11 protein-coding genes and 1 pseudogene are annotated in these 13,154 nt (G+C 73.3%); 6 read left to right on the plus strand and 6 right to left on the minus strand.

Annotated elements, in window-relative coordinates; all coding sequences use genetic code 11:
• Positions 1-28: 28 nt before the first annotated feature.
• Complete coding sequence (locus JCR33_RS23760; protein WP_198884638.1) at positions 29-457, minus strand: DUF6789 family protein; 429 nt, start codon at positions 455-457, stop codon at positions 29-31.
• 164 nt (positions 458-621) lie between these two features.
• Here JCR33_RS23760 and JCR33_RS23765 point away from each other — a divergent pair, with 164 nt between their 5' ends.
• Complete coding sequence (locus JCR33_RS23765; RefSeq protein WP_198884639.1) at positions 622-1,350, plus strand: Crp/Fnr family transcriptional regulator; 729 nt, start codon at positions 622-624, stop codon at positions 1,348-1,350.
• Positions 1,351-1,359: 9 nt separating this feature from the next.
• Positions 1,360-2,694: a glycosyltransferase gene (locus tag JCR33_RS23770; RefSeq protein ID WP_198884640.1), complete on the plus strand. Its 1,335-nt coding sequence runs from the start codon at positions 1,360-1,362 to the stop codon at positions 2,692-2,694.
• Here the strand turns inward: JCR33_RS23770 and JCR33_RS23775 are convergent.
• Entirely contained in the window at positions 2,679-3,848 is a 1,170-nt protein-coding gene (locus tag JCR33_RS23775; protein ID WP_198884641.1) for a magnesium transporter, read from the minus strand. The two genes, JCR33_RS23770 and JCR33_RS23775, sit on opposite strands and share 16 nt — an antisense overlap.
• 24 nt (positions 3,849-3,872) lie before the next feature.
• Positions 3,873-5,063: a lycopene beta-cyclase CrtY gene (gene crtY, locus JCR33_RS23780; protein WP_198884642.1), complete on the minus strand. Its 1,191-nt coding sequence runs from the start codon at positions 5,061-5,063 to the stop codon at positions 3,873-3,875.
• Positions 5,064-5,148: 85 nt separating this feature from the next.
• Between crtY and JCR33_RS23785 the strand changes: the two genes are divergently transcribed.
• A complete protein-coding gene (locus JCR33_RS23785) occupies positions 5,149-6,039 on the plus strand; it encodes a fatty acid desaturase (RefSeq protein WP_211110548.1) in 891 nt (296 codons plus the stop codon).
• A complete protein-coding gene (locus tag JCR33_RS23790; RefSeq protein ID WP_332461260.1) occupies positions 6,036-6,614 on the plus strand; it encodes a sterol desaturase family protein in 579 nt (192 codons plus the stop codon). Before JCR33_RS23785 ends, JCR33_RS23790 begins: the two co-directional genes overlap by 4 nt.
• Here the strand turns inward: JCR33_RS23790 and JCR33_RS23795 are convergent.
• The gene (locus JCR33_RS23795) at positions 6,538-7,473 is read right to left on the minus strand and encodes a phytoene/squalene synthase family protein (RefSeq protein WP_198884643.1); all 936 of its coding nucleotides are present in this window, start codon (positions 7,471-7,473) and stop codon (positions 6,538-6,540) included. The genes JCR33_RS23790 and JCR33_RS23795 overlap by 77 nt on opposite strands.
• Positions 7,470-9,005 carry a phytoene desaturase gene (locus JCR33_RS23800; RefSeq protein ID WP_198884644.1) on the minus strand — a complete coding sequence of 512 codons (1,536 nt, stop codon included), beginning with the start codon at positions 9,003-9,005 and terminating at the stop codon, positions 7,470-7,472. The genes JCR33_RS23795 and JCR33_RS23800 overlap by 4 nt, the downstream gene beginning before the upstream one ends.
• A gap of 205 nt (positions 9,006-9,210) precedes the next feature.
• On the opposite strand from JCR33_RS23800, the gene JCR33_RS23805 reads away from it, so the two are divergent.
• Both JCR33_RS23805 and JCR33_RS23810 read left to right on the plus strand, forming a co-directional pair.
• Complete coding sequence (locus tag JCR33_RS23805; protein ID WP_198884645.1) at positions 9,211-11,058, plus strand: adenylate/guanylate cyclase domain-containing protein; 1,848 nt, start codon at positions 9,211-9,213, stop codon at positions 11,056-11,058.
• A 46-nt stretch (positions 11,059-11,104) separates the two neighbouring features.
• Positions 11,105-11,833, plus strand: a complete 729-nt coding sequence (locus JCR33_RS23810; protein WP_198884646.1) for a hypothetical protein — start codon at positions 11,105-11,107, stop codon at positions 11,831-11,833.
• Positions 11,834-11,853: 20 nt separating this feature from the next.
• On the opposite strand, the pseudogene JCR33_RS23815 reads toward JCR33_RS23810, so the two are convergent.
• Positions 11,854-13,154, minus strand: a pseudogene (locus JCR33_RS23815) (chromosome segregation protein SMC); the annotation flags it as partial.

A 13,154-nucleotide genomic window follows, 5' to 3' on the forward strand; every position in this document is an offset into this window, starting at 1 on the left:
CTCTTGCAGTGGGCGGCCGATGCCGGCCTCAGTCGGTGTCGTCGAGCGCCGCGGCGGTCGCCGCGAGCACCCCGCCGTAGACGAGATTGATCACCAGCGCCGAGCCGATGAAGACGATGCCGAGATCGCGGGCGAACATCGGATGGCCGGCGAGCGGCATCACCGCCGCCATCATCGTCAGCCAGGTGAGGATGCCGAAGAACAGGCCCTGCACCAGCCCGCGGCCGGGTAGGATCGGCTGCAGCACGGCGTAGGCGACGGCATAGATCACCACCCCGACGATCCCGTGGGTGAACCACACCGCGCGGTCGGTGCTCGGCAGCCCGAGGCGCAGGTCGAACGCCCTGATCTCGGCCATCATGTCGAAGCCCGGCACGAAACCCATGCGAACGTTGACGTACATGAGCGCCGAGACGATTGCTGTCGCAATGATGCCGGCAATGAAGATGCGTGCCATCTCGGCCCCCCTCGCGCACTGTCGTCTCTAGTGCATCAGTCTGAGGGGCGCAACGAGACGCGCCGCGCGGCCGGCAACATTCGAGTTGGCGTTCCGCCTCAAGCGCACTATTGCCTTGATGCAGCGAAGCTGTTGACGAGGTGAAGAGCACCGGATGACCCATTGTGAGTGAAAGCTGCCTGATCGCCAAGCTCGGGCGATATGTCGACCTTGCCGAAGCCGACCGGCGCGTTCTCGCAAGGCTGGAGGAGAGTGAGCGGGAGTATCGCAAGGACCAGATCGTCCGCCGCACCGGCCAGCCGGTGGAGGATCTCTTCGTCGTGAAAAGCGGCTGGGTAACGTCCTTTTCGATCCTCGAGGACGGGCGGCGGCAGCTTCTGAGGCTGTTCTATCCGGGCGACATCGTCGACCTCGCGGAGGCCACGATGAGCCACGCCCAGCACGACATCAAATGCATCACCCCGGCGGTGCTCTGCCCGTTTCCGAAGGCCGGGCTCGAGCCGATCTTCCGCCGCTCGCCCCGCCTCACCGCGTTGCTCTTCTCGATGACGGTCAACGAGGCGGGCTCGCTGCTCGATCGCATTCGGGCAATCGGCCGCTTCAGCGCCTACGAGCGTCTCTGTTATCTCCTGCTCGAGGTGCGGGCGCGCCTCTCGATGACCGTGTCGACGGTCGACGAGGGCTTTCGCCTGCCGTTGACGCAGAGCGACATTGCCGATCTTCTCGGCCTCACCAACGTCTACGTGTCGCGGACCATGACGCGGATCGAGCGGGATCGGCTGATCCGGCGCCAGGGCAACCTCGTCACCATCCTCGAACCCGACCGGATGCGTGAGATCTGCGAGTTCCGCCATATCCACGAGATCGACACGAGCTGGTTCCCGCAGGACTGAGGCGGCGGCGTGAGGGTCGTGTTCGCCAGCCACGGCTCGCTCGGCGATCTCGTCCCCTTCCTCGAGGTCGGCAAGGTCCTGGTGCGGCGCGGCCACCATGTGCGCGTCGCGACGCACGCCGCGCATTGGGAGGCGGTGCGCTCCGCCGGGCTCGACTTCGCTCCGATGCGGCCCGACCGGCCGGCCGACGCGGCCTTCCACGCCCGCTTCATGGACCCCCTGCGTGGCCCGGCCTTCATCTTTCGCGACGTGCTCGCCCCGGCGATCGGCGACAGCGTCGCCGACCTCACCGCCACCGTCGCCGACGCCGACGTCCTCGTCAGCGTGACGCTCGCCCTCGCCGCGCCGATCGTCGCCGAGGCGACGGGCGTGCCCTGGCGCTCGGCGGTGTTCCAGCCGGCGATGCTGTGGAGCGCCGTCGACCCGCCCCGGCTGCCGCTCCTGCCCTTCGTGCGCGGGGCGCCGGGCTGGAACCGCCGGGTGCTCCACTATGCGCAGGAGGGGGTGGCCGACTGGGCGCTGCCGATCGCCCGCTACCGGGCGGCGCACGGCCTCGCCCCGCTCGCCGCCCACCCCGCCTTCGCCGGCCAGCATGCGCCGGGCGGGGTGCTCGCGCTCTATTCCCCGCTCTTCGGCACGCTCCCCGCCGACGCGCCGCCCGGGACGCTCCAGACCGGCCAAATCCTCCAGACCAGCCAAGTCCTCCAGACCGGCCAAGTCCTCCAGACCGGCAATGTCCTCCAGACCGGCCAAGAAGCCCTCGAGACGGGCGCGGCGGTGCTGCCCGCCGCGGTCGAGCGCTTTCTCGACGCCGGTCCGCCGCCCCTCGTCTTCACCCTCGGCTCGGCCTCCGCCCATGCCGCGCGCGGCTTCTTTCGCGACAGCGCCCGCGCCGCCCGGCGCCTCGGCATGCGGGCCCTCCTCCTCGTCGGGCGGGAGGAGAACCTTGCCGGCCTCCCACTCGGTGACGACGTCGCGGCGGCGACCACCCTTCCCTACGAGGCGGTGTTTCCACGCGCCGCCGCCATCGTGCACCAGGGCGGCATCGGCACCATCGCGCTGTCGCTCGCGGCGGGGCGGCCGATGGTGCTCGTGCCCTTCGCCCACGACCAGCCCGACAACGCGGCACGCGCCGTACGGCTCGGCGTCGCCCGCTGCGTACCGCGACGCCTCTATGGCGCGCTCGCGGCGCCGGCGATCGCCGCCGTCCTCGCCGACGAGGCGATGCACGCCCGCGCCGCAGCAGTCGGCGCCGCGATCCGCGCGGAACGGGGCGCCGAGATCGCCGCCGACGCCATCCTCGCCGCGAGCGCGGGGATGGCGAAGGTTCAGGAGACGAGCTGAACCCCCAGCATCCGCGTGGTGATCTGGAAGTAGAGGAAGAGGCCCACCACGTCGACGATGGTGGTGAGCGCCGGCCCCGCGAACACGGCGGGGTCCACCCGGATCGCCACCGCCGCGAGCGGCAGCAGCGCGCCGATCAGCACCGAGACGAACACCGCCACCGAGATCGCGACGCCGATCGCGAGGGCGATGTCGGTGAGTGTCAGCGCCGCCGGCACGTCCGCCCCGTTCGACAGGAGCACCACCTTGAGGAGGGCGAAGAGAAAGAGGAGGGCGGCGAGGGCGAGGCCGATGCACACCTCCTTGCGGACGACGCGCAAGGTGTCGCCGAGCCTCACCCGTCCCGTCGCCACCGCGCGCAGCACGAGCGAGGCCGACTGCGTGCCCACGTTGCCCCCGGTATCGGCCACCATCGGCATGTAGAGGGCGAGGATCACCAGCGCGTTGAGGGCGTCCTCGTAGACGTGCACGATGTAGCCCGCCATCAGCCCCGCCGCGGCGAGGCCGAGGATCCAGGGCGCCCGCCGCCGGATCTCGGCGAGGAGCGGCACGGCGAGATAGTCGTCGTCGCCCTCCTCGTGGTTGATCGCGGTGAAGCGGTCGGTGTCCTCGTCGGTCGCCTCGGCAAGGCAGCGCTGCGCGTCGTCGGCGGTGATGATGCCGACGAGGGTGCCCTCGTCGTCCACCACCGGCATCGCCGGCAGACGGCTTTGAAGGAGGCGGCGCGCGGCGTCCACGTCGCTCTCCGACAGCGTGGCGCGGGGCGGGTCGGTCTCGGCGAGCGCGCCCACCTTGGCCTTGCGGTCGGCGGCGATGAGGTCGCGCAGCTCCACCGCTCCGACGAGGCGGAAGTCGGCGTCGACGAGGAACACGCGATAGATGGTCTCCGCCGTGTGCTCCTCGCCGAGGAGGCGCAGCGCCTCGCCCACGCTCGTCTCCGGCGAGAGGTCGGCGTAGCGCGAGGTCATCAGCGCCCCGGCGGTGCCCTCGTCGTGGTCGGCGAGGGCGAGCACCTCGTCGCGGCGCTGGCGGCCGATGCGGGCGGCCGCGGCGGCGCGCTCGCGTCGGGGAAGCCGGCGCAGGCGGCGGGCCGCCTCGTCGGGGGCTGCGGCGGCGAGGGCGTCGATGTCGCGCGGATCATTGGGTGAGGTCATCGGGCGTGGTCGTCGGTGAAGGGGTCAAATGGCGGCGCCGCCGCGGCGAAGGGGTCGCCGCGCGGCCGCCTCCGGCAGCGCCCGCAGCGCTTCGAGGAGCGGCACGGGCGGCTTGCCGAGGAGGATGCGCAGCTTGTCGTGACGCGGCAGGCGACCGGCGTAGAAGCGCTCGATCAGGGGCTGCGGCAGACGGTGGAAGCGGGCGAGCACGCGGTGCCGATCCTGCGGCCGCCCGGCGAGGAACAGCATGCGGTTCAGCATCCGGTCGAAGAGGGTGGCGGCGACGTGCCGGCGCACGATCGCTTCGACGCTCGCCCTGAGCCTGCGCGTGGTGAGCGGCCCGTCGCCGTTCGCGAGGGCGAGCGCCGTGCGCGCCGCCATCGGCAGCGAGTAGCCGGTCACGGGGTGGAACAGTCCGGCGCGCAGCCCGATCGGAGCGCCCGCCCCCGCCGGCGCCGCCCCCGCCCACAGCGCCTCGACGTCGCAGGCGAGGAGGAGGGGGAGGGCGCCCGTCTCCTCGCCGGCGATCGCCGCCACGCGCCAGCCCATCGCCGCGGCGTAGGCGTCGATGCGGGCGGCGAGAGCCGGGCGGTCCAGCGTGGGGTCGTCGCCGTAGGTGGTGTCCTCCACGAGCACGGTGTCGGCGTCGAGCGGCAGGGTGTAGACGAAGCGGTAGCCGTCGAGCTGCGGCACCGTGGCGTCCATGATGATCGGCCGCGTCAGCCCGTGCGGCGCCGCGAGGCGGAGCGTGCGGCCGAGGAACTTCTGAAACCGCAGCACGGTGCCGGCGAGCGCGGCGGGGCCGCGCGCGTCGATCACCGCGTCGGCCTCGAGCCGGCGGCCGTCGGCGAGGCGCACGCCGTCCTCGGCGACCTCCGCCACCGCCGTGCCGAGCCGCACGCGGGCGCCGAGCGCGGCCGTCGCCACCGCGTGCAACCGCGCCGAACTGATCGCCCGGTAGGGGGTGGAGAAGGTCCGCGCGAAGCCGTCGAAGCGCGTCTCGTAGCCCGGCCAGCGATGGACGACGAAGGGGTCGACGAGGGCGGTCGCGGCGGCATCGAGGTCGCTCTGATAGAAGCTCCAGGTGTGGACGCCGCCGAGCCGGGCGTCGGCTTCCACGAGCGTCAGCGACACGTCCGGCCGCAAGCGCAGGAGCGCCATCGCCGTCAACACGCCCGCGAGGCCGCCGCCTGCGATGATCAGTCGTTGCGCCATGACCCTTAACCTTAGGAGATGGCCCTTACCTTAGAAGGAAGCCTCCTATAAGGCGATGACAGTCCCATGACTGTGGGAGAGCGCCGTGCCCCGTCCGAGCCTCGACATGCGAGCCCCCAAGGCGACCGGCAATCCCGTGGCCGGCACGGCCGGCAACCCGGCGACCGGCACGGCCGGCAACCCGGCGGCCGGCATGGCCGGCAACCCGGCGACCGGCATGGCCGGCAACCCGGTGGCCGGCATGGCCGGCAGTGCGGCCATCGGCGTCGCCCTCGCGGTGCTGGTGCTCGCGGCGTGGCTCGCGGCCCATGTGGCGGCGATCTTCCTGATCGACTGGGCGCATGCGCCGTGGTGGCTCGCCCCGCTCGTCGTCCTCGGCGAGACGTGGCTCTTCGTCGGCCTCTTCATCGTCGCCCACGACGCCATGCACGGCGCGCTGGTGCCGGGCCATCCGCGGGCCAACCGCTGGGTCGGGCGGATCTGCCTCGCCCTCTACGCGGCGCTCTCCTACGACCGCATGGCCGCGCGCCATCGCGACCACCACCGATACCCGGGCACCGCCGCCGATCCCGACTTCGACCCCGACCATCCGCGCGCCTTCCTGCCCTGGTTCGGCCGCTTCATGTGGCGCTATTACGGCTGGCGCGACCTCCTCGCGATGGCGGTGGCGATGACGGCCTATCTCGTCCTCCTCGGCCCGCCGGTCGGCAGGCTCCTCGCCTTCTACGCCCTGCCGGCGATCCTCTCGGCGGTGCAGCTCTTCTATTTCGGCACCTTCCGCCCCCATCGCCACGACGACGCCGCCGCCTTCGCCGACCATCACAACGCCCGCAGCGAAGGCTTTCCCTGGCTCGTGTCGCTCCTCACCTGCTTCCACTTCGGCGGCTATCATCACGAGCACCACCTGTCGCCCGGAACGCCGTGGTGGCGCCTGCCCGCGCGCCGTCGTGCCCTCGCCGCGGAGGACAAGGCGTGATCCTCGTCAACGGGCTGATCGTGCTCGCCACCGTGGCGGCGATGGAGGGCGTCGCGACGCTCACCCATCGCTACGTCATGCATGGGCCGCTCGGCTGGGGCTGGCACCGCTCCCACCACGAGGAGGGCGACGGCCTCCTCGAGCGCAACGACCTCTACGCCGTGGTGTTCACGGTGCTCTCGGGCGCCCTCATCGCCTTCGGCATGGCGGGAGTGTGGCCGCTGCGCCAGCTCGGCATCGGCCTGATGGTCTACGGCATCCTCTATTTCGTGGTGCACGACGGGCTGGTGCACCACCGCTGGCCGCTGCGCTACGTGCCCCGGCGCGGCTACCTGAAGCGCCTCGTCCAGGCCCACAAGATGCACCACGCGGTGGAGGGGCGCGACGGCTGCGTCTCCTTCGGCTTCCTCTACGCCCCGTCTGTGCCGGCGCTGAAGGCCCGCCTTCAGCGCAACGGCACCCTCGCCGGCGAGCGACGGGGCGCCGCGGCCTCGCCCTTCAGGGACGCGGCGGGCGCACCCACAGCCCCGCCCGATCGCGGCGGTGCCACGGCCCCTCCGGCACGAGGGCGGTGACGGCGGCGCCGGCGATCAGCGCCGCCTTGTCCGCCGTCGAGGTGCCGACCCGCAGCGCCAGCGCGGACGGTCCGCCCGCGCGCCGCCGCCGTCCGATCGCCCGGTAGACGGCGCCCGCCGAGGCTATTCCCCAGGCCGCGCGGTAGGGAAGCCGCGCCACGCCGACGGCGGCCGAGGCGTAGTAGTGCTCCGCCTCGCCGACGAGGCGGTCTGCGACGCGCCACGCCGCGGCGGCGTTGGCGGGGTCGGCGACCGCCTCGGGCGTCGCCGCCACCCCCTCCGCGGCGAGCAGCTGCGCGGGCAGGTAGACCCGCCCGACGGCGGCGTCGGCCACCACGTCGCGGGCGATGTTGGTGAGCTGAAAGGCGAGGCCGAGATCGGCGGCGCGGTCCAGCGTGTCGCCGTCCTGCGGCGCGACGCCGAGCACCAGCGCCATCATCACCCCCACCGCGCCGGCGACGCCGTAGCAGTAGAGGAGGAGGTCGTCGAGCGTCGCGTAGCGGGCGCCGTCGACGTCCATCGCGAAGCCGCCGAGCACGTCGTGGACGAGGCGTGGCGAGATGCCGTGGCGGGCGGCGACCGCGCCGAAGCCGTCGAACACCGCGTCGCCCGTCCCCTCGCCGGCGAGCACGCGGTCGGTCTTGCGCGTGAGGGCGGCGAGGCGCTCCGCCGCGTCCTCCACCCGCGCCCCGCCGTGGCCCGACACCTGGCCATCGATCACGTCGTCGCAGTGGCGACACCAGGCGTAGAGGCGGGCGATGTCGTCGCGCGCCGTGGCGGGCAGCAGGCGGGCGGCGGCGCTGAAGCTCTTCGAGCCGTTGGCGAGGCTCCTATGGGCGTAGTCCGCGGCCCCCGTCACGCCGCGCTCCGCCGGCCGAGATCGTCGAGGATCAGCCCCGCCGTCGCCTTCGCCGAGGCGACCACCCCCGGCACGCCCGCCCCCGGATGCGTCCCGGCCCCGACGAAATAGAGGTTGGCGATGGCGTCGTCGCGATTGCGCACCCGGAAATAGGCCGACTGGCTGAGGATCGGCTCCAGCGAGAAGGCCGAGCCGAGGTGGGCGTTGAGCGTCCCGGCGAAGTCCGCCGGGGTGAAGGTGCGCACCGTCTGGAGCGTTTCGCCGAGGCGCGGGATCGCGTGCGCTTCGAGATGGGCGAGGATCCTGTCGCGATAGCCCGGCCCGACCTCGGCCCAATCGATCGCGGCCGCCCCGAGATGGGGCACCGGCGCGAGCACGTAGTAGGCCGACGAGCCCGGCGGGGCCATGCCGGGATCGCTCCTCGACGGGGCGTGGAGGTAGAGGGAGAAGTCGTCGGGCAGGCCCGGCCCGTCGAAGATCTCGCCGATCAGCTCGCGATAGCGTGGCCCGAAGAGCACCGTGTGGTGCTGCAGGTCCTCCGGCACCTCCCGCGACAGGCCGAAATAGACGACGAACAGCGAGTTGGAGTAGCGCTTGGCCGAAAGCCGCTTCGCCTCGCGCCGCCCGCGCGCGGTGTGGCCGAGGAGCGCCGCATAGGTGTGCACCACGTCGGCGTTGCTCGCGACGATGTCGGCGTCGAGGGTCTCGCCGGAACGCAGGCGCACCCCGCGCGCCCTGTTCCCGTCGGTCAGGATCTCGGCGACGGGGGAGGCGAGGCGCAGCGTGCCGCCGAGCTCCCCGAAGAGGCGCACCAAGGCGGCGACCAGCGCGCCGGTGCCCCCTTTGGCGAACCACACCCCCCAGCGCCGCTCCAGCGCATGGATCAGCCCGTAGATGGAGGAGGTCGCGAACGGATTGCCGCCGACGAGCAGCGTGTGGAAGGAAAAGGCCTGGCGCAGGTGCTCGTCCGCGATGAAGCCCGCCACCTTGGCGTGGAGCGTGCGCCAGCTTTCTAGCCGCACGAGCTGCGGCGCGGCGCGCAGCATGGCGGCGACGTCGAGAAAGGGCGTCGCGCCGAGCTTCACGTAGCCCTCCTCCAACAGCGCCTCGGAGTAGGCGAGGAAGCGCCGATAGCCGGCGACGTCCGCCGGGTTGAGGGCGGCGATCTGCCGTTCGAGCGCGGCCTGGTCGTTGACGTAGTCGAACCGCGTCCCGTCCGCCCAGCGCAGCTGGTAGAAGGGCGACACCGGGACGAGCGTCGCGTAGTCGGCGAGGAGGCGGCCGGAGAGGGCGAAGAGCTCCTCGAGCGCGCCGGGATGGGTGATCACCGTCGGCCCGGCATCGAAGACGAAGCCGGCGTCCTCGTAGACGTAGGCGCGGCCGCCCGGCTTCTCGCGCGCCTCGAGGAGGGTGGTGGCGATCCCCGCCGACTGGAGCCGCACTGCGAGCGCCAGGCCGCCGAAGCCCGACCCCACCACCACCGCTCTCGCCATCGTGCGCCCCTTGCCGCCCGCCGTCTGTCGTCCGGCCATGACATAGCCCATCCCCGGCGAGCTGCCAGCCCACCGATCGGCAGATGCCGCGACCGTCCTCTTGCCAGGCCGGGCGGCATCGGCTTTTTCATCGGGGCGAGGAGGCAGCCGGCATGCGCCACGGAATCGAGGCAGGAGGGAAGGCGCCGCACGCGGGTGGCGACCGGGCGCCGGCCGTCGCCACGATCGTTTCGGGCTCCCTCGCATGAGCCGCCGCAGCGGCGACGGGATCGCCACGCGCCTCGTCGTCGCGGCGCTCGCCGCCGTCGTCGCCCTCGGTCTCGGCCAGCGTTTCGAGGCGCCGGTCGCCGACCTCGCCCTCGCCGCGGTCGCGCCGCCGGCGAGCGATCGCGTGGTGGTCGTGGCGATCGACGAGGCGACCGTCGCCGAGCTGCCCGTCCGCTCGCCGATCGACCGCAACTTCCTCGCCGAGCTCGTCGCCGGGCTCGCGGCCAAGGGGCCGGCGGCGATCGGCATCGACCTGCTCTTCACCCGATCGACCACCGCCGCTGCCGACGCCGCCCTCGTCGAGGCCATCGAGGCCTCGCCGGTGCCGGTGGTGGTGGCCTTCGCCGACGGGCGCGACGGCCTCAGCCCCGCCCAGGCCGAGCACGTCGCACGCTTCGCCGGCCGCAAGGGCAGCGTCGCCCTCAGCCGCGACCTCGCCGACGGCACCGTGCGCACGCTGCCGGCGGCCGACAGCGTGCCGCCCTTCGCCGTCGCCCTCGCCGACGCGGCGGGCGTGGAAGGGGTGTTGCCGGAGGGCCGGATCGTCTACGCCGCCGGCGATTTTCCGATCTATTCGGCCCGCCTCGTCTCCCGTCTCCCGGCGGCCTGGCTCGCCGACAAGATCGTCCTCGTCGGCGCCACCCTCGAAGGGCTCGACCGCCACCGCACCCCGCGCACCACCCTCGCCGGCGCCGATGCGGGCGAGGTGCCGGGCGTCGTCGTCCACGCCAACATCGTCTCCCAGCTCCTCGCCGGGGTGACGCGCCATCCCCCGTCGCCGGCGACGCTCGCGGTGGCGGCGGTGGTGGCGGCGCTGCTCGGTGCCGCGCTGCGCCCGCTCGGCCCGCTCGCGGCCCTCGGCTGCGGCGCCGCGGCGATCCTCGCCTATGCCGGCCTCTGCGCGCTCGTCGTGTCGCAGACCACGGCGACGCCGCCGATCGCGACGCCCGCCATGGCCTTCGTCTTCGCCGGCGCCGGGACGGTGCTCCACCGCTGGCGGAGCGATCGCCACGAGCGCGCCCGGCTCCAGGGCATGTTCGGCCAATATGTGAGCCCGCGCGTGGTGGAGCGCCTGGTGGCGGCGGGCGTCGACCCCGCGCTCGGCGGCGAGCGGCGCGAGGTGAGCCACGTCTTCACCGACCTCGAAGGCTTCACCACCCTGTCCGAAGGGCTCGACCCCGAAGTCGTCGCCGAGATCCTCAACGCCTATTTCGATGGCCTCACCGGCCGCATCATCGCGGCCGACGGCACCGTCGACAAGCTGGTGGGCGACGCGATGGTCGCCTTCTTCGGCGCCCCCGACGCGCAGGAGGACCACGCCGCCCGCGCCGTCGCCGTCGCCCGCGAGATCGCCCGCTTCGCCGAGGTGGAGCGCTGGCGCTGGAAGGCGCGCGGCATCCACCTCGGCCGCACCCGCATCGGTGTCCACTCCGGCCCGGCGATCGTCGGCAATTTCGGCGGCCGCCGCTTCTTCGACTACACGGCGATCGGCGACACGGTGAACGTCGCCGCCCGCCTGGAATCGGCCAATCGCGGGCTCGGCACCACCATCCTCGTCAGCGAGGCGGCGCGGCGTGGGGCGGAAGGCGCCTTCCGCCCCGTCGGCCGCGTCAAGGTCAAGGGGCGCGGCGCGCCCATCGTCTGCCACGAGCCGATCAGCGCGCCCGACCCCGACTACGACGACGCCTTCGCGCTGATGGCGGCGGGCCGGCCGGAAGCGCTCGCCGCGTTCGAGCGGCTCGCCGCCCGGCGCCCGGGCGACGGGCTCGTCGCCATCCACCTCGAGCGCCTCGTCGCCGGAGCATGCGATGATCTCATCACCTGAACGTGTGCTTGAGCAAAGGTGGGCGATCGTGGCAGATTTCCTGCCCATGCGCCCACTCCTTGCCGCCTGCGTCCTCTCGATCGGCCTCGCCCTCGTCGCCACGGCGGCGCGCGCCAACGATGCCGTGGTGCTCGACGGCATCGCGAGCGCGGGCAATCTGCAGGCCGGGTCGATCATCGCCACGGCCGACCCCTTGCACCTCTCCGCCGGCGAGCGGCTGACGATCCTCCTCCAGTCCGGCGACGTCGTGACCGTGGTCGGACCGCACGACGGTCCCGTGCCCCGCCCGGGCGAGGCCTCGGGCGACCTCGGCGGCGCCCTCCAGACGGTGGCCGACGTGGTGGTGGGCGTCAGCGGCACCTCGCGGGTGGTCGGCGCCTCGCGCGAGGTCGCCATCGCCGACCCGGCCGGCGACACCCCGCACGGCGTCTGGCTCATCGACCTTGCCGAGGGCGGCACCCACTGCGCCCTCGACGGGGCGCGCTTCCTGCGACACGAGGTCGGCCGCGCGGCCCTCGTCACCATCGAGAGCGCGGCGGGCACCGTCGGGCCGCTCTCCTGGGGCGCGGACGCCGCCACCCTGTCGCTGCCCGCCTCGATGGTCGCCGACGGCCCGATGACCGTGACGCTCGACGGTGTTCCCCACAATCTCGTCCTGAAGCGCGTGCCCGATGGGGTCGACGACGCCGCGCCGGGGGCGCTCCTCGCCTTCTTCGCCACCGCCGGGTGCCGCGGCCAGGTGCGCCAGATGCTGGCGATCCTCGCCGCCGACTGACGCGCCGCCCGCTGGCCTTATCAGGCCGTCTCGCGTAGCTCCTCGGCCGCTTCCAGCGTCACCGACACGAGCTGGCTCACGCCCTTCTCCACCATGGTCACGCCGTAGAGGCGGTGCATCTGGGCCATGGTGATCGGGTTGTGGGTGATGATCAGGAAGCGCGTCTCGGTCGACTTCGTCATCTCGGTGAGGAGGGCGCAGAAGCGCTCCACGTTGGCGTCGTCGAGCGGGGCGTCGATCTCGTCGAGCACGCAGATCGGGGCGGGGTTCGTCAGGAACACTGCGAAGATGAGGGCGGTGGCGGTCAGCGTCTGCTCGCCGCCCGACAGCAGCGACAGCACCTGCGGCTTCTTGCCGGGCGGGCGGGCGATGATGTCGAGCCCGGCGTCGAGCGGGTCGTCCGCCTCGGTGAGCTGCAAGGAGGCCTCGCCGCCGCCGAACAGCGAGGTGAAGAGGCGCTGGAACTCGGTGTTGACCTTGTCGAAGGAGGCGACCAGACGCTCGCGCGCCTCGCGGTTCAGCTCCTTGATGCCCTGGCGCAGCTTGTCGATGGCGGCGAGGAGATCGTCGCGCTCGGCGAGCATCGTGCCGCGCCGCTCCTCGATCTCGTGCAACTCGTCCTCGGCGCACAGATTGACGCCGCCGAGCCGCTCCCGCTCGCCCTTGAGGCGGTCGAGGCGGGTCTCGGAGGCGGCGCGGTCGGGACGCGGCGCGTCGGGGTCGAGCCCGGCGAGGCCGCGGGCCTCGTGCGGGGCGCAGTCGAGCGTTTCGACGAGGGCGGCCTCCACCTCGGTGAGGCGCGCGCGGGCGGCGTTCAGCCGCTCCTCGGTGCGGCCGACGCTCTCGCGCGCGGCGGCGAGGCGTTCGAGCCCCTCGCGGGCGGCCTTGGCGGCGGCGCGCTCGGCGGCCTCGCCGGAGACGCGGGCATCGCGGGCGGCGTTGTCCTTCGTCTCGGCGTCGGCGGCCGCGCTCATCAGGCGGCGGCGCTCCAGGATGGTCTCGTTGGGCGCCTCGGCGAGGGCGTCGCGGGCGGCGGTGGCGCTCTCGAGGCGGGCGGCGAGCTCGGCGCGATGGCCGTCGGCGCCGGCGAGGCGGCCCGACCAGTCGGTCAGCTCCGCGGCGAGGCGTTCGAGCCGCTTGCGCCGGCCGTAGACGGCGCGGCGCTCGGCCTCCACCGCGTTGGCGGCGTCGGTCGCGTGGCGGCGGGCCTCCTCGGCGGCGCGGCGGGCGGCGTCGCGCTCGGCGGCCTCGGCCTCGCCGGTCGAGACGGCGGCGCGGGCGGCTTCCGCCTCGACGAGGCTCGTCGCCGTCGCCGCGCGCT

Origin of the sequence: Acuticoccus mangrovi (assembly GCF_016411865.1) — a bacterium.
In the GTDB taxonomy this organism is placed as follows: domain Bacteria; phylum Pseudomonadota; class Alphaproteobacteria; order Rhizobiales; family Amorphaceae; genus Acuticoccus; species Acuticoccus mangrovi.